The organism is Corynebacterium sp. ES2715-CONJ3 (assembly GCF_024814365.1).
GTDB lineage: Bacteria > Actinomycetota > Actinomycetes > Mycobacteriales > Mycobacteriaceae > Corynebacterium.
In genome coordinates this window covers 26425-51729 of record NZ_JANUXS010000003.1, presented here as the reverse complement: position 1 = coordinate 51729, position 25305 = coordinate 26425, and the positions used below count along the sequence as shown (strand labels likewise).

The window sequence follows — 25305 nt, the reverse complement described above, 5'->3', positions numbered from 1 at the left end:
TAAGTTACTCGGATCACTTCTACAGCACTTTTGCTAGATTAAGAAAAACCTAGCCCCATGGTGCGCAGATTTTATCCGCACCATGGGGCTAGGTTCTATATTAATAAATCTAGAACTGCTCGACGTCGACCAAGCCTAGTTTAGCTGCCCTAACCAGACGACGAGGGATACGCACAGTGCGACCATCGATCGTGACTTCCTGGAGGGCCACGTTATCAGCCTTCCACTGGGAACGGCGGGCGTGGGTATTAGCACGCGACATACGACGCTTTGGAACTGCCATTTTTTCTTCCCTCCTTAGGACTTCTTAGTGCGGCGGGCCATGCCACCGAAACGACGCTGGAACTTCTCAACACGACCAGCGGTATCCATCACGCGCTGAGCACCGGTCCAGAATGGGTGCGATTCGCTTGTGACGTCTACGACGATCAACGGATATTCGTTACCGTCCTCCCACGTGACCTTGCGGTCGCTATGAGCGGTGGAACGAGTCAGGAACTGGAAGCCAGTACCAGCATCCTGGAACACGACCGGATGGTAGTCCGGGTGGATGTCCTTCTTCATAATTCTCCGATTCCCTCAGGATTGAAACTTCAGGTCGTCTCGCCCCTACTTACTATATGGAGTGATCGTGCCTGAGTTGGGTTTCGTTTACGGTTAGTTGTCATGCTTCTACCACATATAAGCCCACCACCTATGCGGTGGCGTGATAGCAACCTCGGAAATACTACCAGCAGCAAGGGTGGAAAAGGAAATCTTCTTAGCCACTTTTACAGTGAAACTTCTCATGCGGCATCGGGTAGTACGAGGTGGTCCGCATGACTGCAACCACTAATGTGCTACTCCTTTACGTCCATCAGACTACTTTTCGGGGTCATCGAGGATTGGGATTAGGAATTTATTGAGTTTTTCGGTATGGTTGTCCCTTGCTGTTGTCGAAATTGTTCGTTAACGCCCTTAGTACCTTGTTAGCGCAGGTGTGAACGAAGGGCGGCTAGGAGAAAGTTTTACCCATGTCGGCTATTTGCCAGGTTACGGGACGCACGCCGAGTTTCGGCAAGTCTGTCTCTCACTCGCACCGACGCACTTCCCGCCGTTGGAACCCCAACGTGCAGCGTCGTAGGTTCTACCTGCCCTCTGAGGGCCGTACCATTGTTTTGAATGTTTCCACCAAGGGTCTGAAGATCATCGATCGCGACGGCATTGAGTCCGTGGTTGCACAGATCCGCGCCCGGGGAGAGAAGGTCTAACACATGGCACGTAATGACATCCGTCCAATTATCAAGCTGAAGTCTACGGCTGGCACTGGTTATACCTATGTCACTCGTAAGAATAAGCGCAACAATCCTGATCGCATTACCTTGAAAAAATACGATCCGGTTGTCCGCAAGCACGTCGAATTCCGCGAGGAGCGATAATCTATGGCTAAGAAGTCCAAGATCGCCAAGAACGAGCAGCGCAAGGAAATCGTCGCCCGCTATGCGGAGCGTCGTAACGAGCTCAAGGCAATCATTAAGAATCCCAATACCTCTGACGAGGATCGTCTGGATGCACAGTTCGAACTGAACCGTCAACCTCGCGATGCCTCCCCAGTTCGTGTCCGCAATCGCGACTCGCACGATGGCCGTCCTCGCGGTTACCTCCGCAAGTTTGGCCTGTCCCGTGTCCGTATGCGCCAGATGGCTCACCGCGGTGAGCTGCCAGGCGTTCGTAAGTCCAGCTGGTAATTCAGGGAGTATCTAATGAAGCGCACTAATATGAAGAAGGCGCGGATGGAACAATCCCGCCGCCCGAAGAAAAACCCTCTCAAGGCTCAGGGCATTGAGAAGGTAGACTACAAGGACATTAACACCCTTCGTCTATTCATCTCAGATCGCCACAAGATCCGTTCACGTCGCGTGACTGGTCTTACCCCACAGCAACAGCGTCAGGTCGCAACCGCTGTGAAGAACGCTCGCGAGATGGCTCTCCTGCCGTTCACCAGCCGCTAAGTCTGGGACGATTAACGCCTCTCTCTTCGTAGAGAGTTGCAACGACAGCCCTAAGCGCTCCACCTTATATCTGGTGGAGCGCTTTGTTGTGCACAGCGAGTTATTATTGGATTTGTGCGCTAAACTAATGTGGTTATTTTTTTACAACGGGGAAAGCTGGAAAACTGTGTTGCATGATTCTCTTCTTGAACTCGCCTCCCAGGCGCCGCAGTGCCAGAATGCTGCCACCGCTCGCGGTATTCTCCTTGAGTCTCAGGATCTCATCCGCAACGCAATTGAGCATGAGGCTAGGCCCCAAGAGCTGGTCATTTGGTTTTCACGACTTATTACCGATGTACTCCACTCGGAAGGTATCAAGGACCTGACTGGGGGTGCGGATCTAGTACTCACCGGAGCGGTCGGCCGTGGCGACGCACTGCCTAGTTCACCCATTAAGTGGCTAACCGTCGGCGGTACCGCGGTTGATACCCAGCCACTGATCGAGCTTATTGGGCAAGTAGGACTCCTGACTGAACGCACCCACTTTGGATTCGAAGCGCGGAGCAAGGAAAAGTGGCTCATGGAACTGAAAGGCACTGATGGTCGTGGGTTCGCCGTCTTTGCCGACGCTGGCACGTGGCTATTAGCACACGTCGTTAACCAAGAAAATGCAGCCGTTGAGCTGCTTAAAGAGGCATTTACTTACCGACCGCCAGCCGTTAGGATGAACTCAGGATTGCCAGATCTTAAGGCTCATATCGATATTCGACAATCGCTGCTCTATCCTATTATTGCGCTCGCTAGATGGGCTGGAGTGGCCGCGAAATCACAAGAGTTCTCTACTCCCGCGCGACTAAACTCGGCAGTGCTGGCGGGAACGCTCGAGGCTGCACAGGCAGACTATCTGCGCACCGCGTGGGAATCTGGACTAGGCTTGCAATTTAGACGCTTCACTGATCGAGTACATGGCCACGAAACCACCGCCGCTTCTTTGCCTGCCATTCAGCGCAGTACTTATGGAGCGTCGACACGTATGGTTTCGGATGTATTTTCTTCCCTAGAGTCCGCGCTTCCTGCACAGAAAGAGGTATAAGGATGGCTGGAGCAGTGGGGCGTCCCCGCAAAAACAGTCCTCGTCGGCGTGGCGCTACCGCCCGCGAAGAGATCTTGGATGCAGCCGCGGAGTTATTCACCACCCAAGGCTTTGCCACTACGTCCACCCACCAGATAGCTGATGCGGTGGGTATTAGGCAAGCGAGTCTGTACTACCACTTTCCTTCTAAGACTGAGATATTTCTAACCTTACTTAACTCCACGGTAGAACCGTCGATGGCGCTCGCTGCGCATTTCGAAAACGCTACCTTAGCCGCCCCAATGCGGCTGTGGGCGCTGACAGCCTCAGAATGTCGCCTGCTACTATCTACTCGGTGGAATGTCGGTAAACTATACCAACTGCCAGTAGTGAGCTCCGAAGAATTTGCCACCTATCATGATCAGCGTCGCCGGTTGCGGGAATTCTTCCGCGCAACCGCGGCTGAAATTGTGGGCCCAGACGATCCTCGCGCTCACGTACCTTTTCTTTTAGCCACCTCGGTGAGCGAAATGCGCGATAATGACGGCTCGACCCCATATCAGCTCAGTTCCACCTGCCTGCCGGAAACGGCGTGCATGCTCGCCGACGCAGCTCTCGCCGTTTTAAATTCCCCTCTGCCAGAAGACCGGGTCGACGTTACTCTTGATCTTTTGCGTACTTATGCCGCGCAATAATCCGATGTGCTTGCTGGATAAGTGGAGCATCGATCATTTCACCATCTAATTGGAAAGCTCCCGGGTAGTTCGCTGCTTTAGCTACAACTTTTTCTGCCCACTGATAGTGGCTGGGCTCGGGGGCGTAAGCCTTGCGAATCACCTCGACTTGGCGCGGGTGTATACACGCACTGGCGGCGAAGCCAGAGCGAGCTGCATCGGTTGCCTCCGCCCGCAGACCTTCATCATCGGTGAAGTCCCCGTAAACTGCATCGATACTGATCTTGCCGTGAGCCGCGGCTTGCATATGCATCATGGCTCGAGTCAACCGCATCGTGTCGCGATAGGTGTGCGGGTACACCTCGTCGGGTCCACGGCGCGAGTGAGTACCTCCCAGTTGCACGGTTAGGTCTTCGGCTCCCCACAAAAGGCCCACAATGCTCGGATGCGCGGCGATCGCTGGCAGGTTGACCACTGCTTGAGGAGTCTCGATCATCGCAATCACATCGAGGCCCTCTAGGACTGCTGGAATATTGGAACCTATTTTAGGCACGATCACCGTGGAATAAGGAGTCGTTTTTACGAAAGCCACATCTTGTTCAAAGAACTGACTGTCGGGACCAATCGTGCGCACAATGGTAGAAGCCGGATCCAGACCGCATGCTCGGATATTTTCATAAGCCAAGTCACGGTCGATATCACCGGCACCGTCCTCGAGGTCGAGAATGACCATATCGGCTATACGGGCTGCCTTGGGGATGATATCAACTCGGCCTGCGGGTGCAAATAGAATGGCAGGGCCAGGAAGGGTAATAGTCATAGCTTTAAAAATAGTCGATCGGGTGGCGGCTTTCTTCTAGTGCGAGCAAAACCACCACCACGATCACCAATTCCTAATGAGCGAAGTGTCGGGTTCCCGTAAGATACATCGTCACTCCCGCGCGTTTAGCGGCCTCGATAACATCGGTGTCACGAATCGAACCACCGGGTTGCACGACCGCTTTAATACCGGCGTCCGCCAAAATTTCGAAGCCATCAGGGAAGGGGAAGAAGGCGTCTGATGCCGCCACAGCACCGCGAGCCCGTTCGATATCTCCAGCGAGACTATTAGCGCGTTCGACTGCTAATTTTGCGGCATCTACCCGATTAACCTGCCCCATGCCTACCCCCACTGTGGCGCCGTTGGCTGCAAGAAGGATGGCGTTGGACTTCACCGCGCGTACTGCCCGCCAGGCGAAGTTAAGGTCTTCTAATTCCGCTGGGTCGCTGGGAGCACCAGCAACGAGGGTCCAATTCTTGAGGTTATCCCCATGGGCATCAATTATATCTCGCGATTGGACTAGGAGGCCGCCTGCTATCTCACGGCGCTCTACTCCCCCAACGAGAGGTGGTTCGGCGCGCAGGATGCGAAGGTTTTTCTTAGCTTCGAGGATCTCGATCGCTTCAGCCTCATAGCTGGGTGCGATGATCACTTCAGTAAAGATCTCAGCGATACGGCGCGCCATGTCAGCTGTGACTTCGCGATTGGCTGCAATAACTCCACCAAATGCGGACAGTGGATCACAGTCATGGGCTAGTTGGTGAGCGTGCGCTATCGATTCATCCGAGACCGCGATGCCGCAAGGATTGGCATGTTTAATGATGGCCACGCAGCTGCGCTCGTGATCCCACGCGGCCCGCCAGGCGGCGTCAGCGTCGGTAAAGTTGTTATAACTCATTTCTTTACCGCTCAGCTGCTGTGCACTAGCGAGTCCCGTGCCCGAGCTATAGAGGGCGGCTTCTTGATGTGGGTTCTCTCCGTAACGCAGAGTGGTGCTGAGCTGGTACTCGAGCCCTAAAAATTCTGGGAATTGAGAATCAGTCTCGTTTTCGGCCATCCACGTCGCTACAGCGAGATCATATGAGGCAGTGTGCCGGAAAGCTTCGGCGGCTAAGCTCTGGCGCTGCTTAATGCTAAAGCCTCCTATTTGAAGGGCATGCTCAATATCGCTATAGCGAGCCGGGGATACCACCACGGCGACCGAGGGGTGATTTTTAGCGGCTGCCCTCACCATTGTGGGGCCCCCAATATCGATGTGCTCGACACACGAATCCACATCGGCACCCGAGGCGACGGTCTCCTTAAAGGGGTACAAGTTAACAACAACCAACTGGAAAGGGGCAATGTTGAGCTCTGCCAACTGGTTGAGATGATGGGCTTTTCGGGTATCGGCTAAAATGCCGGCGTGCACGTTGGGATGTAGAGTTTTGACCCGCCCTTCCAGGCATTCTGGAAAACCCGTCAGCTGATCCACTGCGGTTACTCCGATGCCGAGTCCAGCTATATATTTCGCGGTTGAACCAGTGGAAACAATTTCCACTCCAGCGCTGTCAAGGGCTTGGGCGAGTTCAGCGAGCCCTGTTTTATCGTAGACGCTAATGAGCGCACGGCTAATCTTTTTGCGATCTTCACTCATGGATGGAAGAAAACCTCTCTGTGTGCTGGTCCTCCCGAAATTTTCGGGCAAAAGAATTGAGAACGTCGACGATGAGCCTGCGCTCTACGTCTTTGATTCGTTCATGTAGTTCCGCCTCAGAGTCCCCGCTCAAGACCGCCACGGGCTCTTGAGCGATGATCTCACCGGTGTCCACCCCTTCATCAATAAAGTGCACGGTAGATCCTGTGATTTTCACACCGTAATCTAAGGCATCCCGCACCGCATGAGCCCCAGGAAAAGCGGGCAGTAGAGCGGGGTGGGTGTTGATGGTACGCCCTGCATAGTGATCAAGAAATGGGGCACCAAGTATCTTCATGAATCCAGCGGATACGATGAGGTCTGGCTCATACTGGGCGATAGTGACCGCTAAATCCGCATTCCACTGATCTCGATTCATTCCCAGCGGCACGATGCTGCTGGGAATACCAGCCTTTTCACTGCGCGACAACGCGGGACACGTGATATCGCACACCACCCCTACTACGTGGTATAAACCCTGGTTATCAAGGATGGATTGCAAAAGGGTGCCCGCCCCTGAGGCGAGCACCACAATTTTGAGCGGCTGAGAAGATTCGAAGCTGATCACAGGGATATCCTAGCCGTGCTGATATAAGGTTTTCCTAGTTTTCTGTCTCTTTTTCTTCTTGAGCTGATTCAAAAGCTATGTCTTCAAGGTCAGCTTCGGTGCGTTCGGGCCCGAAGGCGATTGGTTCCTCTAGATTTGCCTCTGGTTTTACCGGCTCGGATTCTTCAGCGACCTCTTCAGAATCTAATGGCCCGACCTCAATTACGCCCTCCTCATCCTTCTCCTCTAATTCTGGTTCGCTATCAGTTTTGTCGGGCTCTACCGGCTCTGATACGTTTGCGATCTCTTCGGTCTCTTGGGAATCTAAAGCTCCCGCGACTTCTGGCGATCCTGCTAGCTCAGGTTGACTGGTATCTTCTTCCGTCTCACCAGTGGCTGCCTCAGGGTGATTCCCCGTGTCGCTAGGATCTGGTTCATTAGATGTCGAGGATTCATTGTCGGTGCGCCGCGAGGCTTGGACAGTGGCGGTGGCCCACGTACAAAATAGTGCAGTGGTGAATATCGTGGGAACGAGAACTATCGCGATGACGTGTGGACCTGTCAGCCCATAAACACCCAATTCGCCCCGTCCGAAGTAAATAAGGGCCGCATTGAGTACAGTAGCCACGCTCACAGCTACGGCAGATTCTAGAGCGTTCAACCGCGCCTTTACAGCGACATAAATTGCTACACCAGCAGGTATAGCTAATAGACTAGGTGCGACACTATGAGCAGACTGAGGAATCGCGGCCATAAGCGGTAGCGGTGGTAGGGCCACCAGATTAATCCCAAAGAGGCTGATAGTTGCCTGGCCGATAATCGCTTCTGAACCAGAGAGCAAAGCTAAAGTAGCGATCATAAAATTCGGCACATACAGGAGGCTGAGAATACTCGCTCCTACGATGCCCCACGGTGAATATACCTGCACAAGCTCGGATAGCACGTGATAGTGGAAGCCTAAGGATATAAGAAGGACCACTAAGCTTGCCGCAAGGCAATAAGCAATAAAACGGACTGCGGCTACTGCTCCGTCAATCAGGTTCGGCGACAGACCTGCTCGCTTTATCAGGGCGCGCCACAACCGTGGGCCCATTCCCACAACCAGAGCAAGCAGATGCAGAAGGACTGTAGCCCCCACTGCGTGCAGCAACGGTGGCACCGCAACTGGGAAAACGACGGAAGCATCAAAGAGCATCCCGGCGGCGATCAGCGTCAAGGCAGTGGGTATACCAAGGACCGCACAGGCAATAACCGCGAGATCATAAAGGCTGACGCGGTCCTTAATCAAACGGTAGACCGTTCGAGCCTGCACACAAGCGAAGAGGAGAGGAGGCGCGAGGGGTACGTAGGAGATCACCACATCCTCACCGCTGAGGGGCGCAGCATTAAAAGCTAACCAACCCAACGCAATCGTGGCAGGTAGAGCCGCCATGGAGGTTTCAGTGAGAAGTAAAATAAGCAGGGCGCCAGAAATTATCACACCCAGAATAACTGCTATGGGAACCGTCAAGGTAAAGAGGATATGACGAATTTTAGCTTTTATACTCAGATCAGCTGGAATCTTGTCCGTGGAAGAGATCCTGGCACTTTTCTTCTTCGACGTGCTCGTGCGTGAAGCGGGAGCGGTTGATCTCACCGCTGTTCGCGGGCGACGAATACGCTGCGGTTCGACACTCGGGCCGGTCTTTTTGCTCATTCTTTCCAGTCTGCCATCACCTGTGGGGATCAGCCAGAAAGACGCGGCCACCCCTGAAAAATTTAAATCAATCTACACCTCGAATGCGCACACCCTCACAAGTCCAAACCTCCCGTACGGGTGGTGCCGAGGATATCTATCTGCCTCGAACTAGGGAATCTCTTAAACGCGGCAATATGGAGTGAATACTGGCTGTGGTGGCAAGTTTGTGAAATCGGAAGAGATTAAGCTTACTCTCCTACCCTTACCCGGTAGCCACTGCTCACGCGTCACCGCGGGAATTTTGGGGATAAGAGAAGGACCCCGCTCAACCTATCTCCTAAGCACAACCTCAAAGAATGTGGGGCATGCGTCAGCTGCAGTCCATATACTTATTAAGGCACTAGAAGAATATGTCTAAGAGTAGGCGAGCAATCGATAGGCACTGTGTGAACCACCAGCAATAAGATGAGGGGTATCACGATTGATAAGAAGTATTTTTTCTTCGCAATTGGCTTGCCTATCGCCTCGCTAACAGCTAGTGTTATATCGCAGTACATAACAAACTGGTTACAATCGTGATTAAGATGTAACACCAGCGATAATGCGTGTTCATAGAGGACAATACGCAAATTTTATTGTCCGTCAGGTTTCCAACAAGCAAAGGGAAGTTAGCTTCATGCATCAGCCACGAACTCGGAGTGGGGGCAAGCACCGCAAGCAGATCAACCCAGTCCGCGGGAGAGTAGCTTTCGTTGCAGCTGCTACTGGCATCGCTTCCTCTGCGGGCGCCACTGGCGCCGCCTTAGCCGCAGCACCCCAGTCCGGCTCGCCCGCCATTAAGCTCGCCGCTAATGATGTCCCGGCCGCAGATCTTGCTGCTCCTCAAATTCTGGAGTTTGCGGAATTCAAGCCGGCTTTTAACCTCACCGACCAACTGATCAAAGCTATCGCTTTCTCCGCTCAGGTCGAAGAGGCTGATCATCTTGCTAGGACCCCAAAAAATATTGTTGTAAAGCCTGCTGAGGGTTTATTCACCTCAGGTTTTGGTGCGCGATGGGGAACCATGCACAACGGTATCGATATCGCGAATGCTATGGGGACCCCCATCGTTGCTGCCATGTCAGGTACTGTTATTGACGCTGGTCCCGCATCAGGTTTTGGCAACTGGGTTCGAGTACTGCATGACGATGGAACGATCACCGTTTATGGCCATATGGAGACCGTCGAGGTCGTTGTTGGTCAGCATGTAGATGCTGGCCAGCGTATTGCTGGCATGGGCTCTCGTGGTTGGTCAACTGGATCTCATCTTCATTTCGAGGTTCACCCTGCGGGTCAAGGTCCTATCGACCCGGTGCCGTGGCTAGCTGAACGTGGCGTTTTCGTCGCTTAAGTTGGCTCACTAGATCACCCCCCACCTCTGAAGAGGTTGGGGGATTTTTGTGTCTTAACCCACAGTCACTTGCCCTACTCTTAAGTTACTCGGTAACCTCAAAGTTAGTTACTCAGTAACCTCTATTCTTAGGAGAAGGCAGCACCATGGCTATCAAGCAAGCACTCCTTGCGCTACTGCTCAGACAACGCCTCACACCCAGTCAATTGCAAGCGCAATTCCTCGAACTGACCGACCACACTCAAACCCTCAATATGGGGCAAGTAACCCAGACCCTCAAGAGGCTCGAACGAGATCAGCTCATCACTGCAGCTGGCCCCATCACTGGCGCCAACGGACACCAATCGGAAAGTTACCTCATCACCGAACAAGGCGCTGAACTCGTCCGCGAGTGGTTTAGGCGCCCAGTATCTACCCCGTTAAGCGAAAGAGATGAATTAGAAACAAAGATCTACCTCGCTATTGCCGACCCATCCATCGACCTCATCGATCTACTCGATAATCAGCGCTCCGAAATTTTAGGCCAGCTTCGCATCTTAAATAAGCAGGCTCGAGAGCTACCCCACCAACGCCTCCCGCGACGTCTGCTGATCGAACACCGCATCTACACTCTCGAAGCTCAGGCTCGCTGGCTCGATCGCATCGAATCCCTCCACCCCTGCCCCACCCACCAAGGAGAACGGTAATGTACCCCATCGAACTCAACGGCATCTCTTGCGTATTCGGCTCCGGCGTCCGGCGCGTCGTGGCCCTCGATCATATCGATCTCACAGTGGGTCAAGGCGAGCTTGTCGCCGTCATGGGACCATCCGGATCAGGGAAATCCACCTTGCTCAATGTTGCGGGTTTATTACAACAACCTACATCAGGGCGGGTTCTTATTGATGGTGTTGATACCTCCAATATGAATGATGCTTATGCTGCCCGACTGCGTCGCCAACACATCGGAGTAGTTTTCCAGCGCTATAACCTCATACCAACGCTGACAGTAGCCGAGAATATTGCGCTCCCTCTAGAGCTTGAGGGTGCTTCCTTTGCCAGCCTCACCGACGATATCGCCGCGGCTTTGGAGGAAGTGGGACTCTCGGACACCTTCGATCGATACCCAGGGGAGATCTCCGGTGGGCAAGCGCAGCGCGTCGCCATTGCTCGAGCCCTCATTGGTCCTCGAAGTATTGTGCTTGCTGATGAGCCCACTGGGGCTTTGGACACCTCCAGCAGCGAAGAGGTAATGAAAGTCCTCCGAGATCGAGTTGATCGCGGTGCCGCAGGAATTCTGGTGACCCACGAACCTCGTTTAGCGGCCTGGACTGACCGCATTGTCCATGTCCGTGACGGCAAAATCTCAGTGAAGGAGTTCTAATGAGCGCGTATATAGCCAGTCTTAGGCCCACGCTTCGAGACCTAAGAGCGCACCTATGGAGAAGTATTGCTGGTATATTGCTCGTTACTATCCCCGTAGCGGTGGTGAGCTTTAATATCGCCATGGACCAGTCGCGTATGAGCCTCTCGGATCTTCGCGCCGACACAACTGTCGTAGAGTCTCTCGGAGGCCAGTGTAAACAAGATATCACCGGGTATAACTACGAATGCTCTAACGAGTCCGATGCCCGCACAGATCCCCGCTCAGAAGCTCGGATCTTTGGTGCACGCGCTCAGCTCGAGCCCGTTGCCACAGCAGAGGCTCTCGCTACTATCGACGGCAGAAATACTACACTCCAGATCACGCATATCCCTGATAATCAGGCCCTCGAACGGGCGCCTTCATTAAACCCAGGAGAGATTATCATTGGCGAAGGATCAGCGGGACGGTTAGGGCTGCGGCCAGGAGATACGCTGAGGGTGACGGAAAATCGGCTCATTGATAGCACCCGTGCAGCCACAACCACCCTCACAGTAAAATCCATATCGCCAGGCTGGGACAGCTTCGTGCTCATCGGCTCCCTCCTCTCTGTCGACGACGTGGCCCAATCAGCCAACACCCAGTGGGTCCTCAGGGATGCCGAAACCCCGAGCTGGTCCACCGTGAAGCAGGCCAATGCCCGCGGCATGGTGGTGCAATCGGAAGCTGTCATGGAATCGGCTTCGGATATCCCTGACGAAGAACTCTATCCAGGTTTTGACTTGAAGGACTTTAATTCTTCCTACGCAGCAGAGTCTGTGATGTGGTTGTTCATATCATTCACTTTTATCCTCATTCTCTTGCTGATCATGATGAGTGTGATCACTCCTGTTTTTGCTATTGCGGCCACGAAACAGGCCGAGGTCTACGCCCAGATGCGCACCCAGGGCGCTTCCCGACGCCATATTCGCCTCGCGGTTTTAAGCTACGGCCTCGTCACCGCTCTTATCGGCGCCACCCTGGGGCTGGTCATCGGATTGGGTACCTTCTTTTTTCGGTGGACGTACCTCTTTCCTGATTTCAGCTTAGATTTTGCCCCGCTGCTTCAGCTATTAGTGTTCGTTACCGCTGTAGCTGGGGGTATAGGAGCCGCATATGTGCCCGCCCTCCTGGCTAGTCGCGGGTCCCCTATCGCTGGGGTTACCCTGAATCGCTCCGACCAGATTCTGCGCTGGCACAAGTGGATGACCATCGGTCCTGTGCTGCTCCTGCTGAGCATTATGGGTGCTATCGCCCTGCATTCCTTACCGCACTCTTCCGAGGCCGTAGCCTATTCCAGTGGGGACACTGTCGTGGCCCTTGCAGCCATCCAGTTCTTGCTAACAGTGGGAGGAATACTCGGTCTCATCGGCTGCGTTCCGGGGTTGATCTACCTTGCGGGGATGATCAGAAAACCACTATCCGCACGTCTGGCAGCTCGGCTCGTGAGAAGGCAAGCCCTGCGCTCGAGCTCCATCGTGATGGCGCTTTTGGCCATTGCAACAATAACAACCTTCCTCACAGTCACCGGCCTCGGCTACTCTAGTCCGTGGCGCGTCGTCGAGGCTAAAACATTCTCGGAAACACTTGTCACCATTGGGAGTGCTACCGAGAAAACATCTCCGGATATCGCCAGCGCCTTATCCGCCCGCGATGAAAATATCGAAAAAGTTGTCGCCGGCGCCACTATTACCCCACTGCCAACCCTGACGACCTCGGACTGGTCAGATTTCTCCCTGGAGATTGCAGATGGCTGCCGCGCTCACGATTGGTCTCATTTCTCCTATCAAGGTCAATCGCCTACTGATTCTCCTGAGGCGGCTCGGCACTGTCGACATAAGATATTAAATCCCACTGTGAATCTGCAATCAGGCATCTCAACAATAGTATTAGGAGAGGCCGATAACGGAATCCTGGACCTCTTTATCTTTAGTCCAGAGCAACGAGCCCGCGCCGCTGACGTTCTTGCAGCAGGTGGAGTCTTGGGAAGTAGCGCCATCGTCCACGAGGGCGCCACGGCAGACTTTATTCTGAGTGAACTTCCCCAAGACGAGGGAGTCCATACCATTGGACGAGCCCAACTCCCCTTCGCGGCTGTTCTGCCCGAATTCTATAATGGGTGGATCCTGAGCCCACAGGCTGCCCAAGCGCTCATCCAGCAGAATCAGACCATCAAGTTCGACACCTCAACCTACGCGGTCAACTTCCCCGAGATTCCCTCATCGAAGATACTCAACAAGATCTCCGAAATGGTCGACGATTATTACTACACCTCCTACTTCCCAGAATCGCAATTCCAGGCGGAGTACCTCTTCCTAGCGGCATTATTCATTGTGATTGTAGCTCTGATGATGATTCTGGCAGCGCCAACAATGAGGCAGCAGAATGAACAACTATTCACTCTCGGCGCCGCGCCGAAGCTGCTCAGCGCAATCAGCGCCTTTTATGGAATTATCACCACGTTATTGGCTACTATTCCAGCCCTGATCTTAGGACATGGGCTCGGTTATATTTTACTCGACAGTAGCGAATATGATATCAACGGCGAACTCATCTCTTTGGGTGGCCGGGGGCTATACCAAGGTTCGTGGCCGATCGTCATTCTCTTCCTTCTAGTGCTTCCCGCCGTGGCGGGGCTGCTGGGGGCCTTCCTCGGCCGTCCGCGCGATCTGGTGAAGTACCGACAGGATTAGAAATAGGGGGCCATGAGATATGGCCCCCATATCCCTATAGCTTCTCCAACGGAACTCCGCCAATGAGCATCAGACGAACTTTTCCGGAAGAACCAAAATCGATCATCACGGTGGTATGTGCGGCACTTCCGCCTACCTCCATCACAGTTCCGAGCCCATATTTAGCGTGATTCACACGATCACCGACCTCGAGATGAAGGTTACGTGCTTGCGTCTTCGGCCCACCCAAGGGCCGCTGCCGCGTTGAGCGCTGCGGAGGAATATACGGGGCACTCGACCCACCTGACCATTCAGATCTCTCAGGTTCCACCCGCTGGAAGTGAATAAGATCTTCCGGAATTTCGCCAATGAATCGAGACGGCGGGTTACTCACCGCATTACCCCAGGAGGATCGAATCATAGCGCGCGAAATATAGAGCTGCTCCCGCGCTCGTGTAATACCGACATAAGCTAATCGACGCTCCTCTGAGAGTTCCCGTGGATCCCCGAGAGCGCGCATATGCGGAAATTGCCCATCTTCCCACCCGATGAGGAAAACCACCGGGAACTCTAGGCCTTTGGCGGTATGTAAGGTCATCAATGTGACCACACCTTGTTCGTGCTCCGGGATCTGATCGGCATCAGCCACCAAAGATACCTTCTCCAAGAAGGCCTTTACGCTTCCTATCTCTTCTTCTAGTTCCTCATCGGTTCCCATCCGTTCATAGGCCAAAAGATTGGCAGCCTCCGAGGAAAATTCGCGGGCCACGGATACCAGTTCATTGAGGTTATCCAAGCGCGCCCCATCCTGAGGATCACTCGAAGCTTCCAGTTCCGCCTGATACCCTGTGGTTTCGAGAATCTCGGCGATAATATCGCCAATATTGGGAAGCTGGGTGACATCGTCAACCGCTCCTTGTGCGAATGTGCGCAGATGCTCGATCAACTCCACGAAGCCTGCAAGAGCTTTGTGCACCCGCGAGGTCATCAGGGCGATTCTTCCCTCGACGGCGTCTTTGAGCGCGTGGGAGAAAGAGACTCCAGTGCTTTCTGCATGCATAGTAAGCATCGCAATAGCCCGATCCCCGATCCCGCGCCGTGGAGTGTTGATCACGCGGCGCAGGGATACTTCATCGTCCGGATTATCGATAACCTTGAGGTAGGCGATAATATCGCGGATTTCCTTACGTTCATAGAACCGCGTACCGCCAACCACCTTATAGGGAATGCCCGTTCGAATAAAGATATCTTCCAGGGCGCGCGAGGAGTTATTAGTACGATACATCACAGCCATATCGGAGTAATTGCGTCCGCGATCGGTGAGCTTATCAATTTCAGCAGCCACAAAGCGCGCTTCATCGTGCTCATTATCAGCTACATAGCCCGTGATCTGGTCACCGTCTCCAAGATCGGTCCATAATTTCTTCTCGCGCCGATTGTCATTCTGGGCGATTAGTGCATTAGCGGCTGAAAGAATGGTCTGGGTGGAGCGGTAGTTCTGCTCTAGGAGGATCGTGCTTGCTTGGGGATAATCTCGCTCAAATTCCTCGATATTGCGAATTGTTGCCCCACGGAAAGCATAAATCGACTGGTCACTATCACCTACCACGCACAATTCTGAGGCATCGTCACCAGTGCCCACCAGCAACGCGATCATGCGGTACTGCGCGTGGTTAGTATCTTGGTACTCGTCGATCAGCACGTGCCGAAATCGGCGCCTGTAAAACGCAGCCACGTCGGGATACTCGGTGAAGATACGCACCACTTCACCGATGAGATCATCGAAGTCGAGTGCATTGGAACTGCGCAACCGCCTGTGATATTCCGCAAAAACCTCGGCTACAGTGGTATTAAAGGGATTTTTAATTGCCTCTGCGTCCGCGAGTGCCCGTTCAGGTGTGATTAGTTCATTTTTCCACTGCGATATATGGGCGGCGAGCATACGGGGGCTAAAACGCTTTAAATCCAGCTGCAGATCTTTGGCTATCATGCCGATCAGCCGTTTCGAATCGTCTGCATCATAGATGGTGAAATTTGCGTTTAGCCCCGCCACCAAATGTGACTGCTCGCGCAGAATGCGCACACACGTCGAGTGAAAGGTAGACACCCACATACGTTGAGCCACCGTGCCAACGAGCTCAGTGACACGCTCTCGCATTTCGGCTGCGGCTTTGTTGGTAAAGGTAATGGCAAGAATCTGGCCGGGATGGACATCGCGATACCGCATGAGATAGGCGATGCGCTTCGTCAGCACCGCGGTCTTGCCAGAACCAGCACCGGCCACGATCAGCAGTGGGGATCCCTGATGTTTCACCGCGGCCTCTTGTTGCGGATTTAAACCGGTAAGCAGATCTGGCTCATCTCGCACCGGGTGACTGGGGTTGGATATGTCACGATGGCGGCGGGAGGGGGAAAATGGCGAGTGATTGTCATTCATAGTGCCTCTAATGTACAACGCCAAAAGGACACAAGATGTTCTCCCTCTACCTTCTTGCCTTCTAGCGTGGCACAATAGGTAACCATGAACGATTCTGATCCCCACTTCGAGGTTCGGTTTCCCTCAGGCACCGACGATCCCCTCACGGATCGCGAGATCCAGCTGTACCGCGAAGAGATTAATCGTCTCGACCGTCTGATCCTTGATGCGGTGAAGCGTCGCACTGAGATTTCCAAGGCGATTGGACGCACGCGGATGTCCGCTGGCGGCACGCGTCTCGTTCACACCCGCGAACTGGCAATTATCAATCAGTTTCACGCCGAATTGGGCGATGAAGGCCCGAGCTTAGCGCAGATCTTATTGCGCATGGGTCGCGGGAAGCTCGGCACAAAATCCACCTAGCCTCAACTATGGTGTTGACCACCTTGAGCTCCCTCGAGGTCACTACTTAATATCATTATCGACTACCGTAGACTTTTAGGATCTTTCGCATTGTGCGAAACCAGTAATCGTCATGAATGGAGATATTCTCATGTCCCTTGATATCACTAGCTCCCCAGCGTGGAAAGAACTCAGCGTTGCCCATAAAGAACTCGAGCAGACCACTTTGCGCGAGCTTTTTAGCGCTGACAGTGAGCGCGCTTCCCGCCTCAGCTTCGAAGCCGCAGGATTACACGTCGATTTGTCGAAAAACCTGATCAATGACCAGGCCCTCGCAGCCCTGATCAAGGTCGCTGAAGCCGCCAATCTCTCCGGACGTATCGAGGAGATGTTCACCGGCGAACACATCAATAACACCGAAGACCGCGCCGTTCTCCACACCGCCCTGCGCCTACCTGTGGAAGAAAGCCTCAAGGTTGACGGCCAGAATATCGCCGCCGATGTGCACGAGGTCCTCAGCCGGATGCGCGACTTCGCAACCTCTCTGCGCTCGGGTAGCTGGTTAGGTTACACCGGACACACCATCAAAACCGTAGTCAATATCGGTATTGGCGGCTCCGATCTGGGTCCAGCCATGGCCACCAAAGCACTGCGCAGCTATGCCACTGCCGGTATCAATGCCACATTTGTTTCCAATGTTGATCCTGCCGATATGATTGCGGCGCTCGATGATCTCGATCCTGAGTCCACTCTCTTTATCGTGGCCTCGAAAACCTTCACCACCCAGGAAACCCTAGCGAATGCTCATGCTGCAAAGCGGTGGCTGGTAGAAAAGCTCGGCGCCGAAGAAGCAGTGGCCAAGCATTTCGTTGCGGTTTCCACGAATGCTGAGAAGGTTGCCGAATTCGGTATTGATACCAAGAATATGTTCGGCTTCTGGGAATGGGTCGGAGGCCGGTACTCTGTCGATTCTGCCATCGGTCTGGCCCTGATGGCTGTTATCGGCCCCCGCGATTTTATGCGCTTCCTCGAGGGCTTTAATGCCATGGATAAGCACTTCCGCACCGCCAGCTTGGAAGAAAATATTCCTGTTCTAATGGGCCTTTTGGGAGTTCTATATAATAATTTCTTCGGTGCGGAGACCCACGCGGTCCTACCTTATTCTGAAGACCTAGGGCGCTTCCCTGCTTATTTGCAACAGCTCACCATGGAATCCAACGGTAAGTCTGTGCGCCATGACGGCACCGCTGTGACTACCTCGACCGGTGAGATTTACTGGGGTGAACCCGGCACCAACGGCCAGCACGCTTTTTATCAGCTGATTCACCAGGGAACCAAACTGATCCCTGCTGATTTCATTGGATTCGCCCGCCCCAAGGAAGATCTTCCTACCGCTAGTGGATCTGGCTCCATGCATGACCTTCTGATGAGCAATTTCTTTGCTCAAACCAAGGTTCTAGCTTTTGGCAAGACCGCCGAAGAAATCGCCGCCGAAGGTGTTAAGAGCGAATTGGTCAATCACAAGGTGATGCCGGGCAATCGCCCCACCACCACTATTTTGGCTAAGGAATTGACCCCACAGGTACTCGGTGCCTTGATTGCCCTTTATGAACACATCACTTTTGTTCAAGGAGTCATCTGGGATATCAATTCCTTCGACCAGTGGGGTGTAGAACTAGGCAAGCAGCAGGCTAATGACCTGGCTCCAGCAGTCTCTGGCGAGAAAACTGTAGATTCTGGAGATAGCTCCACCGATCAGCTCATTACCTGGTATCGCAACCATCGCTAAAACCATGACATAGCATAACCGGCCCTCTTATTGGGCCGGTTTTGCTATGTATTAGGTTGGCACTGAGAGCACCACCAAATAATGCGTTCGAGCTCCCCTTCTTCCCCGTGCGCGTCCTTGCCACCCAATTTCCCTTTTTCGATCAGCGTGCCACACCGTCGACACGGCTTACGATTACGACCGAAGACATAGGAGGTTTGGCCGGGGATTTTAACCCCTGTACTCACGCGGGTGGTCGATAGCCTGTTAGACCACATCAACCGTCGAGTGATTGCTAACACTTGATCGATATCAACATCTCCAACACGGCGTAACGGGTGCAAACCAGCCAGGAAAAGAATCTCGGCTCGGTACTCATTACCTACTCCAGCTAGATTTTTCTGATCCATCAGAGCTGCCCCGATCGTTCGATCCGGCCTTAAAAGGAGGCGTCTTTTAGCCTCGGCGGCATCAAACTCAGGGGCTAGAACGTCAGGTCCCAAATAACCAATCGCTTCGTCATATTCACTCGCCTTGATTACTCTGACCAGTCCTAAAGAATGGCCCACTATTTCGATGGGATCGTTGGGGGGATCTGCCAGTCTGAGTACCACGCGGGCGGTAAAAGCTGGCTTTCGCCATCGATCGCCTAAGCGGTGAACCGACCATGTTCCCTCCATTTTGAGGTGGGTCTGCAGAATATCTGGACCGAAAGCCATAAACAGGTGCTTGCCATAGGGCCACACCTTCTCGCATTGTCGACCACTGAAATCCGCAAGGGCGAATCGGGGAACCCGAATATCGCTAGAGATAACTTCCCGTCCGCTCATAAATTGCAGGCGTCGGGCTAATCGGAAGACGGAATCACCCTCGGGCATTAAAGAATACCGCGCGGTTGGGAGGACTGATCAGCGGCGACAATTCGTTTCCCGAACGGGAACAGACTCACCGGAATCATCTTGATATTAGCTATAGCTAGTGGGATCCCCACAATGGTGACTGCCTGCGCTGCAGCGGTCATAATATGGTTGAGGGCCAGCCACCAGCCTGCTACTAGGAACCAGAGGATATTGGCTACATCGCTCAAGCCGTTTGTTGCTTGGGGTTCCACGACTCGGCCGAAAGGCCAGAGCGCATAGCTGGCCATACGGAAGCTAGCCACCCCAATTGGGGCGGTAATTACGAAAAGGAAAGCGATAATTCCCGCTAAAAAATAGCCCAATGCTAACCACAGGCCTCCGCAGAGGACCCAAATGATATTGAGGATAGTACGCATAAGGCTCATCTTAGCGATCACTAGTCATCGAAGCTGAGATCAGCAGACGCATCGTCTAAACTCCGCCCTGGTCGCCCTCGTGTATTGCGGCGCGGGGTAGGCTGGTGCATCAAGACCAGTCCCCGTGGGTTGATGGATAAACCAGCCTCTTTCAGCGATTTAAGGAGAGGCGACTCCAAAGCTGAATCTCCGTTGACTTTCTCGATAACCAGCCGGGAACGCACCTTTTCTCCGAGGGCATTAATGACCAAATCATAAGCTGGCTCGGGGGTGTCCATCAGGATGAGGTTCTTTCCTCCTCGAGTCATATAAGCCGCGAGGAGGCCATCGATGAGCACAACAAGGGATCCAGCAGCCCGCGTTAAACCCCGTTCTGGCCAGGCGATAGCGGCCCCATAAGGATTGGCAGGATCGGCTGCGGCAAGAACCACAACCTCAGGGTTCTTCGCACCCGACGGCCATCCTGAAATATCGGCACTATCGTCATAACCACGCAAACGGTCGATAATCGCCGGTGTTGAAAATTGAGTAGCGCCCATACCTTCAATTAAGTGCCCGCGCATCGCCTTACCAGATTCTTCGAACTGCTTGAGAACCTTGTACACCAAGGCGAAGCCACCAACGATATCTTCACCCATCGCACTACCACGAGTTACCACTCCATAGCGATCCAGTAGTGTTTCACCGAGCGTAAAGGCCCGCGACGTGGCATCCGTGGAGGCGGCTATCGTGCGCCCCCACCGTCCCACCATATCGGGAGGCGTGGTGTGAGTGGGGACTTGACTGCGCATTCCTCGAAAGCGCCCCCTGCTTCGGTTCGGGGTGCGCTTGGCCCTATGCGCGGTATTCTTTCCCCCTGCCAGGCGGGCGCGAATAGGGCGAAAACTATCGGGAGACACCAGCCCCAATTCAAAGAGACCCCATAGCGCCTCCCTCAGGTCCTTATCGAGGGCATCCGATCTGAGCTCCTGGTAGAGATGACTGCCAGAAGTGCCCAGTTGAGTTAATACACTTTCTTGTAAATCAGTCAACGAATAATCGCTGGGGTCGGTGATCAGAGAATCTGCGTAGGCAGCTGGAACCAAGGTCAGCCATGGATCTCCGGCCCCGGCCTTACCTTGGCCGATGATGAGTACCTCACCATTATAGGTCAGTTCATCAAGGTCCGCCGGGTTGTAGTTTCGCACGCGGTTGGGGAAGATCCACTCCTCCCAGGCACTCGCCGGCAACCGGACGCCGGCGAGCTGCTCGATAACGCTGTACACCCCATCCACACCATAGAGTTCAGGCTCGCTGCCCACGGCAGCCACTTGATGCCACGACGAGAGAAACCGGGCAAAGGCAGAAGGTGACACGGGGGCGGTTTGGCTGCGCAATTTCGCCAGCGATTTACTCCGAATTATGCGGAGCACTTCACTGGCAATATACTCTTCCGCCTCAATTCCCTTACGGTAATGGCCAGCGATGATTGCCTTAGATTCCATGAGTTTTTCTAAGGAAGCAAAAGCGACGCTCGCAGCCAGACCGAATGCGTTTTGGAGATCTGAGAGCACAAATGGTCCGCGGGTGCGAGCCCACCTGGCTACTAATTGGTCAAGAGCATCAGTCACTGGCTCAATCTGTGCTCCCACCCCTCTCGGTACGGGGACGCCAAGACCATCGCGTAAAACAGCCGCGTCGGCTACCTGTGCCAGATGGTCGAGGCCGTTAATGCGTACCTGCATGATCCTGTTGGGGAATTGTTTGAGGAGTTCAGCCGTTCTGGTATCAAAGCTAATATGCTCATTCAGATCAGCAATAGGCCCTAAAATGCGCAAGGCATCTATAAATTCCTCGGGGTTGCGGGCCTGGCGATCCGTGCTAATACGACGCAGCTGGGCGTCTACTTCGGCGATAATCTCAGGTTCAAGGAGCTCCCGCAATTCCACTGTGCCCATGAGTTTGGCCAAGAGGGCTGGGTCGAGGGCCAAGGCGGCTGCTCGTTTTTCAGCTAAGGGGCTATCGCCCTCGTAGACAAAGGCACCGGTATAACTAAAAAGAATCGAGGCCGCGAATGGCGAGGGCTGCTCAGTTGTGATCTCAACAATGCGGGTTTTCTTGAGCTTGAGGTCTTCGAGAACGCCTATCAGACTCGGTAGATCATAAACATCCTGCAAGCATTCGCGTACTGCCTCCAAGATAATGGGGAAAGTCGGATATTTCCGAGCCACATCGAGTAACTGGGCGGCCCGCTGCCGCTGCTGCCATAGTGGTGCGCGCTTGCCCGGATGACGTCTCGGCAATAACAGCGCACGGGCGGCACATTCGCGAAAACGCGAGGCAAAGAGCGCCGAATTGCCAACCTGCTCGGTCACAATATGCTCGATTGCATCGGGGTCAATGAGGAATAGTTCAGCCCCAGGTTCCACATCAGCATCCGGCAACCGCAGCACAATCCCATCGTCCGAGCTCACTGCTTGCGCATCTATTCCTGTGCGCTGCGCAATCTCCGAGCCCACAGCTAACGCCCACGCGGCATTAACGCCGCGACCGAACGGCGTATGTAAAACGACCCGCCAGTCTCCGAGGTCGTCGCGGAAACGTTCCAGAACAAAGGTGCGCTCATCGGGGATGACCCCTGTCGCTTCGTGCTGTTCCTGGAGAAAACGAACGATATTCTCGCGGGCATTATGGTCGAGGGTGGCAATCTCCTCGAGAGCTTGTGGTGTAGAAAAGATCTCGCGTCGGAAAGCGCCGACCGCTTTTCCTAATTCCGCTGGGCGACCGAGCTGATCGCCCACCCAAAACGGCAGGCGCCCCGAATGCCCTGGTGCGGGACTAACCAATACCTGGTCGCGAGTGATCTCTTCAATTCTCCAGCTCGACGCTCCAAGAGTGAATACATCACCAACCCGAGATTCATATACCATCTCCTCATCGAGTTCACCCACACGGCGTGCGCCGACCTCGCCGCCTACGAGATAGACCCCGAATAAGCCCCGATCGGGAATCGTGCCGCCACTGGTCACCGCAACACGCTGGGCCCCAGGTCTGGCAGATAACGTGCCAGTGATGCGATCGTAGACTATGCGGGGTTTCAGTTCCGCAAAATCAGTGGAAGGGTACACTCCACTGGCTAAGTCGAGCACGGCATCGTAGACCTCACGCGGCAGCGTGCGGTAGGGAAAAGCGCGTATAACAGTCGCATACCATTCCTCGACATCGATATCCTCGACAGCCACCTGGGCGACAGTCTGTTGAACCAACACATCGAGGGGGTTGCGCGGGATATGCAGTGCCTCAATACGGCCGCCCCGCATCCTTTTAACAGTCACTGCTGTTTGCACGAGATCCGAGCGATGTTTGGGGTAGAAAGAGCCGTGTGAAACCGCTCCCACCACGTGCCCGGCGCGCCCTACTCGTTGCAGCCCTGATGCCACCGATGGCGGAGCTTCGACCTGAATGACTAAGTCCACTGCTCCCATGTCAATGCCTAGTTCAAGTGAGCTGGTGGACACCACAGCGCGGAGTGCTCCTTCTTTGAGCATGGTTTCAGTGGTGGCGCGCTCGTCTTTACTCACCGAGCCGTGGTGCGCTCGGGCGATCACCAAACCCGCATCTTTGATCGCATCCTTACTCGGCATCACCTGGGCCGGAATCGTACTTTGTGCTGGGGTCTCAAGCACCTCGGGCGAATGCTCTGTGACATAGAGTTCGTTGAGCCTCGCGGCGAGCTTTTCGGCGCTGCGTCTGGAATTGACAAAGATGATCGTGGATCGGTGGTCCATGACCTCGTCGTAGAGCATGGCTTCTATATGTGGCCAGATGGAGCCAGTGCGCTGATCCCCGCCGATCATCATAGTTTCGTCGGTATTGCTACTGAGCCCTAAAGAATCGTCGATCAGTTCATCATTAGCTGTGAGAGATTGATCGAGTGTGGGCAAATCCGACATATCCTCCACGGGCACGCGGACCACGAGATCAAAGCTCTTAGTTGCTGGGGGGTTAATAATCTGCACAGGACGATCGCCGCCTAGAAATTGGGCTACTGTCTCAATCGGCCGCACGGTTGCTGAAAGCCCGATGCGCTGGAGTCCGCTCCGGTTCGTGCCCTCGGCTGCAATCAGGCGCTCGAGGCGTTCTAAGCTGAGGGCCAAATGCACCCCGCGTTTGGAACCCGCTATGGCGTGAATCTCGTCAATTATCACGGTGCGCACTGTTGTGAGGATGCCTCGCGCCTTGGACGTCAGCATCAAGTAGGCAGACTCTGGGGTGGTAATAAGAATATCTGGTGGGTTACGTAATTGCGCTGCGCGTTCGGCGGCTGGGGTGTCACCCGAGCGAACACCAACGGTGATAGTAGGGTGCGCGAGTCCGAGATTGGCTGCGGTGCGCGCGATTCCGATAAGAGGGGCGCGCAGGTTGCGCTCGACATCGACTCCGAGCGCTTTCAGTGGAGAGATATAGAGGACCTTAACGCCTACACCTGCGTCTTTATCTGATTCCGACGCTGGGTCGAAAGTGTTATTTGCCACAGCTAGTGTGGTTTGACCTGAGGTCGTAGAAAGCTCGTTAAGTGACCATAAGAAGGCTGCTAGCGTTTTACCTGAGCCAGTTGGAGCAACCACGAGGGCATTTTCACCAGCAGAAATGGCCTTCCATGAGGCATTCTGCACAGAGGTAGGTGAGGCGAATACATCGGTGAACCAGGTGCGCACAGCTGGTTGAAAACGCTCGAAAACTTTCTCAGAATCCACTGAGAGATCATTGTCAATAATGTTCAATTTTTCGCTGACCCTCTAGACTAGTTAACTATGACTGCTCAATTTGATGATGCTACGTTGACCTACCGAATCGCCAAAGGCACCGGCGATATCCTTAAAGGCGTGCGCACAGATGATGTTCTGCGGGATCGTGCCCTAGGCGATGCTGGCGACGATCTTGCCCAAAACTGGATCGCCCGCGTTCTCGCCCAGCACCGCCCACACGACGGATTCCTTTCTGAAGAAGCAGCCGATAACCCAGAGCGCTTAGGTAAAGAGCGCGTTTGGATCATCGATCCGCTCGATGGCACTAAAGAATATGCCACCGGACGTCAGGATTGGGCTGTGCATATCGCACTGGTTGAGAACGGGATTCCCACTCATGCCGCAGTTGGTCTTCCCGACCTTGGCGTGGTCTTCCATTCCGACGAAGCCCGTGCCGTTACCGGCCCGATGTCCAAGCGTATCGCAATTTCACACAACCGCCCACCCGCGGTAGCCCAGCATGTAACAAAGAGCCTCGGTTTCTCCTCGGTCTCCTTAGGTTCGGCTGGTGCCAAGGCTATGCACGTTCTGCTGGGTGATTATGATGCCTATATCCACGCCGGCGGCCAGTACGAGTGGGATTCCGCAGCCCCAGTTGGTGTGTGTAAAGCCGCAGGTCTGCATTGCTCGCGCCTCGATGGCAGTGAATTAACCTATAACAACAAAGATACCTATATGCCAGATATTCTCATCTGCCGCCCAGAGTTAGCGGAAGAGATCATTAAGCTGGCTACTGAGTTTCGAGATGAGCACGGATCTTATTAAGATGCACCTCTA

Annotated in this window: 23 protein-coding genes; 13 read left to right on the top strand and 10 right to left on the bottom strand. The window is 54.0% G+C overall.

Features of this window, described 5'->3' with window-relative positions; all coding sequences use genetic code 11:
* Positions 1-109: 109 nt before the first annotated feature.
* Positions 110-283 (bottom strand): 50S ribosomal protein L32, encoded by a 174-nt coding sequence (gene rpmF, locus NXT00_RS04270; RefSeq protein ID WP_259078348.1) that lies wholly within the window; start codon positions 281-283, stop codon positions 110-112.
* 14 nt (positions 284-297) lie between these two features.
* A complete protein-coding gene (locus tag NXT00_RS04265) occupies positions 298-564 on the bottom strand; it encodes a type B 50S ribosomal protein L31 (protein ID WP_259078349.1) in 267 nt (88 codons plus the stop codon).
* Positions 565-1013: 449 nt separating this feature from the next.
* Here NXT00_RS04265 and rpmB point away from each other — a divergent pair, with 449 nt between their 5' ends.
* The 6 genes from rpmB (at position 1014) to NXT00_RS04235 (ending at position 3737) form a co-directional block, all read left to right on the top strand.
* Positions 1014-1250, top strand: coding sequence for a 50S ribosomal protein L28 (gene rpmB / locus NXT00_RS04260; RefSeq protein ID WP_259078350.1), 237 nt, complete (start codon positions 1014-1016; stop codon positions 1248-1250).
* Between the two features lie 3 nt (positions 1251-1253).
* Positions 1254-1418: a 50S ribosomal protein L33 gene (rpmG, locus tag NXT00_RS04255; protein WP_006063179.1), complete on the top strand. Its 165-nt coding sequence runs from the start codon at positions 1254-1256 to the stop codon at positions 1416-1418.
* Between the two features lie 3 nt (positions 1419-1421).
* Entirely contained in the window at positions 1422-1727 is a 306-nt protein-coding gene (gene rpsN, locus NXT00_RS04250) for a 30S ribosomal protein S14 (protein WP_259078353.1), read from the top strand.
* Between the two features lie 15 nt (positions 1728-1742).
* The gene (gene rpsR, locus NXT00_RS04245) at positions 1743-1991 is read left to right on the top strand and encodes a 30S ribosomal protein S18 (RefSeq protein ID WP_259078355.1); all 249 of its coding nucleotides are present in this window, start codon (positions 1743-1745) and stop codon (positions 1989-1991) included.
* A 169-nt stretch (positions 1992-2160) separates the two neighbouring features.
* Entirely contained in the window at positions 2161-3063 is a 903-nt protein-coding gene (locus tag NXT00_RS04240; RefSeq protein ID WP_259158363.1) for a putative nucleotidyltransferase substrate binding domain-containing protein, read from the top strand.
* Positions 3064-3065: 2 nt separating this feature from the next.
* Positions 3066-3737, top strand: coding sequence for a TetR/AcrR family transcriptional regulator (locus tag NXT00_RS04235; RefSeq protein ID WP_259158224.1), 672 nt, complete (start codon positions 3066-3068; stop codon positions 3735-3737).
* Here the strand turns inward: NXT00_RS04235 and NXT00_RS04230 are convergent.
* The 4 genes from NXT00_RS04230 to NXT00_RS04215 all read right to left on the bottom strand — a co-directional run bounded on the left by NXT00_RS04230 (position 3700) and on the right by NXT00_RS04215 (position 8454).
* On the bottom strand, positions 3700-4536 hold the full coding sequence (locus NXT00_RS04230) for a CoA ester lyase (RefSeq protein WP_259078358.1): 837 nt from the start codon (positions 4534-4536) through the stop codon (positions 3700-3702). The genes NXT00_RS04235 and NXT00_RS04230 overlap by 38 nt on opposite strands.
* A 73-nt stretch (positions 4537-4609) precedes the next feature.
* On the bottom strand, positions 4610-6172 hold the full coding sequence (gene purH / locus NXT00_RS04225; RefSeq protein ID WP_259158222.1) for a bifunctional phosphoribosylaminoimidazolecarboxamide formyltransferase/IMP cyclohydrolase: 1563 nt from the start codon (positions 6170-6172) through the stop codon (positions 4610-4612).
* Positions 6165-6785, bottom strand: a complete 621-nt coding sequence (gene purN, locus NXT00_RS04220) for a phosphoribosylglycinamide formyltransferase (RefSeq protein WP_396124749.1) — start codon at positions 6783-6785, stop codon at positions 6165-6167. Before purN ends, purH begins: the two co-directional genes overlap by 8 nt.
* A gap of 28 nt (positions 6786-6813) precedes the next feature.
* Positions 6814-8454 (bottom strand): DUF6350 family protein, encoded by a 1641-nt coding sequence (locus NXT00_RS04215; protein ID WP_259158218.1) that lies wholly within the window; start codon positions 8452-8454, stop codon positions 6814-6816.
* 658 nt (positions 8455-9112) lie between these two features.
* On the opposite strand from NXT00_RS04215, the gene NXT00_RS04210 reads away from it, so the two are divergent.
* The 4 genes from NXT00_RS04210 to NXT00_RS04195 all read left to right on the top strand — a co-directional run bounded on the left by NXT00_RS04210 (position 9113) and on the right by NXT00_RS04195 (position 13900).
* Positions 9113-9826: a M23 family metallopeptidase gene (locus tag NXT00_RS04210; protein WP_259078364.1), complete on the top strand. Its 714-nt coding sequence runs from the start codon at positions 9113-9115 to the stop codon at positions 9824-9826.
* Between the two features lie 146 nt (positions 9827-9972).
* The gene (locus NXT00_RS04205; protein WP_259078365.1) at positions 9973-10512 is read left to right on the top strand and encodes a PadR family transcriptional regulator; all 540 of its coding nucleotides are present in this window, start codon (positions 9973-9975) and stop codon (positions 10510-10512) included.
* The gene (locus NXT00_RS04200; RefSeq protein WP_259158217.1) at positions 10512-11189 is read left to right on the top strand and encodes an ABC transporter ATP-binding protein; all 678 of its coding nucleotides are present in this window, start codon (positions 10512-10514) and stop codon (positions 11187-11189) included. Before NXT00_RS04205 ends, NXT00_RS04200 begins: the two co-directional genes overlap by 1 nt.
* Positions 11189-13900, top strand: a complete 2712-nt coding sequence (locus tag NXT00_RS04195; RefSeq protein ID WP_259158215.1) for an ABC transporter permease — start codon at positions 11189-11191, stop codon at positions 13898-13900. Before NXT00_RS04200 ends, NXT00_RS04195 begins: the two co-directional genes overlap by 1 nt.
* A 34-nt stretch (positions 13901-13934) precedes the next feature.
* On the opposite strand, the gene pcrA is transcribed toward NXT00_RS04195, so the two are convergent.
* Complete coding sequence (pcrA, locus tag NXT00_RS04190) at positions 13935-16316, bottom strand: DNA helicase PcrA (RefSeq protein ID WP_259158212.1); 2382 nt, start codon at positions 16314-16316, stop codon at positions 13935-13937.
* An 84-nt stretch (positions 16317-16400) separates the two neighbouring features.
* On the opposite strand from pcrA, the gene NXT00_RS04185 reads away from it, so the two are divergent.
* Both NXT00_RS04185 and pgi read left to right on the top strand, forming a co-directional pair.
* Complete coding sequence (locus NXT00_RS04185) at positions 16401-16718, top strand: chorismate mutase (RefSeq protein WP_259078370.1); 318 nt, start codon at positions 16401-16403, stop codon at positions 16716-16718.
* 130 nt (positions 16719-16848) lie between these two features.
* Positions 16849-18486 (top strand): glucose-6-phosphate isomerase, encoded by a 1638-nt coding sequence (gene pgi, locus NXT00_RS04180; protein WP_259078372.1) that lies wholly within the window; start codon positions 16849-16851, stop codon positions 18484-18486.
* A 44-nt stretch (positions 18487-18530) separates the two neighbouring features.
* On the opposite strand, the gene NXT00_RS04175 is transcribed toward pgi, so the two are convergent.
* From NXT00_RS04175 to NXT00_RS04165, 3 genes are read right to left on the bottom strand one after another with little or no spacing between them, the layout of a single operon-like run.
* The gene (locus NXT00_RS04175) at positions 18531-19343 is read right to left on the bottom strand and encodes a DNA-formamidopyrimidine glycosylase family protein (protein WP_259078374.1); all 813 of its coding nucleotides are present in this window, start codon (positions 19341-19343) and stop codon (positions 18531-18533) included.
* Positions 19343-19741, bottom strand: a complete 399-nt coding sequence (locus NXT00_RS04170; RefSeq protein WP_259078376.1) for a YccF domain-containing protein — start codon at positions 19739-19741, stop codon at positions 19343-19345. Before NXT00_RS04170 ends, NXT00_RS04175 begins: the two co-directional genes overlap by 1 nt.
* Positions 19742-19761: 20 nt before the next feature.
* Positions 19762-24477 (bottom strand): ATP-dependent helicase, encoded by a 4716-nt coding sequence (locus NXT00_RS04165; protein WP_259158210.1) that lies wholly within the window; start codon positions 24475-24477, stop codon positions 19762-19764.
* 57 nt (positions 24478-24534) lie between these two features.
* Here NXT00_RS04165 and NXT00_RS04160 point away from each other — a divergent pair, with 57 nt between their 5' ends.
* On the top strand, positions 24535-25293 hold the full coding sequence (locus NXT00_RS04160; RefSeq protein ID WP_259078379.1) for a 3'(2'),5'-bisphosphate nucleotidase CysQ: 759 nt from the start codon (positions 24535-24537) through the stop codon (positions 25291-25293).
* The last annotated feature ends 12 nt before the right edge of the window (positions 25294-25305 follow it).

What these genes read in the sequence shown, in the direction of transcription:
- rpmF (WP_259078348.1), bottom strand. Translation starts at nt 283, where the DNA reads ATGGCAGTTCCAAAGCGTCGTATGTCGCGTGCTAATACCCACGCCCGC.
- NXT00_RS04265 (WP_259078349.1), bottom strand. Translation starts at nt 564, where the DNA reads ATGAAGAAGGACATCCACCCGGACTACCATCCGGTCGTGTTCCAGGAT.
- rpmB (WP_259078350.1), top strand. Translation starts at nt 1,014, where the DNA reads ATGTCGGCTATTTGCCAGGTTACGGGACGCACGCCGAGTTTCGGCAAG.
- rpmG (WP_006063179.1), top strand. Translation starts at nt 1,254, where the DNA reads ATGGCACGTAATGACATCCGTCCAATTATCAAGCTGAAGTCTACGGCT.
- rpsN (WP_259078353.1), top strand. Translation starts at nt 1,422, where the DNA reads ATGGCTAAGAAGTCCAAGATCGCCAAGAACGAGCAGCGCAAGGAAATC.
- rpsR (WP_259078355.1), top strand. Translation starts at nt 1,743, where the DNA reads ATGAAGCGCACTAATATGAAGAAGGCGCGGATGGAACAATCCCGCCGC.
- NXT00_RS04235 (WP_259158224.1), top strand. Translation starts at nt 3,066, where the DNA reads ATGGCTGGAGCAGTGGGGCGTCCCCGCAAAAACAGTCCTCGTCGGCGT.
- NXT00_RS04230 (WP_259078358.1), bottom strand. Translation starts at nt 4,536, where the DNA reads ATGACTATTACCCTTCCTGGCCCTGCCATTCTATTTGCACCCGCAGGC.
- purH (WP_259158222.1), bottom strand. Translation starts at nt 6,172, where the DNA reads ATGAGTGAAGATCGCAAAAAGATTAGCCGTGCGCTCATTAGCGTCTAC.
- NXT00_RS04215 (WP_259158218.1), bottom strand. Translation starts at nt 8,454, where the DNA reads ATGAGCAAAAAGACCGGCCCGAGTGTCGAACCGCAGCGTATTCGTCGC.
- NXT00_RS04210 (WP_259078364.1), top strand. Translation starts at nt 9,113, where the DNA reads ATGCATCAGCCACGAACTCGGAGTGGGGGCAAGCACCGCAAGCAGATC.
- NXT00_RS04205 (WP_259078365.1), top strand. Translation starts at nt 9,973, where the DNA reads ATGGCTATCAAGCAAGCACTCCTTGCGCTACTGCTCAGACAACGCCTC.
- NXT00_RS04200 (WP_259158217.1), top strand. Translation starts at nt 10,512, where the DNA reads ATGTACCCCATCGAACTCAACGGCATCTCTTGCGTATTCGGCTCCGGC.
- NXT00_RS04195 (WP_259158215.1), top strand. Translation starts at nt 11,189, where the DNA reads ATGAGCGCGTATATAGCCAGTCTTAGGCCCACGCTTCGAGACCTAAGA.
- pcrA (WP_259158212.1), bottom strand. Translation starts at nt 16,316, where the DNA reads ATGAATGACAATCACTCGCCATTTTCCCCCTCCCGCCGCCATCGTGAC.
- NXT00_RS04185 (WP_259078370.1), top strand. Translation starts at nt 16,401, where the DNA reads ATGAACGATTCTGATCCCCACTTCGAGGTTCGGTTTCCCTCAGGCACC.
- pgi (WP_259078372.1), top strand. Translation starts at nt 16,849, where the DNA reads ATGTCCCTTGATATCACTAGCTCCCCAGCGTGGAAAGAACTCAGCGTT.
- NXT00_RS04175 (WP_259078374.1), bottom strand. Translation starts at nt 19,343, where the DNA reads ATGCCCGAGGGTGATTCCGTCTTCCGATTAGCCCGACGCCTGCAATTT.
- NXT00_RS04170 (WP_259078376.1), bottom strand. Translation starts at nt 19,741, where the DNA reads ATGCGTACTATCCTCAATATCATTTGGGTCCTCTGCGGAGGCCTGTGG.
- NXT00_RS04160 (WP_259078379.1), top strand. Translation starts at nt 24,535, where the DNA reads ATGACTGCTCAATTTGATGATGCTACGTTGACCTACCGAATCGCCAAA.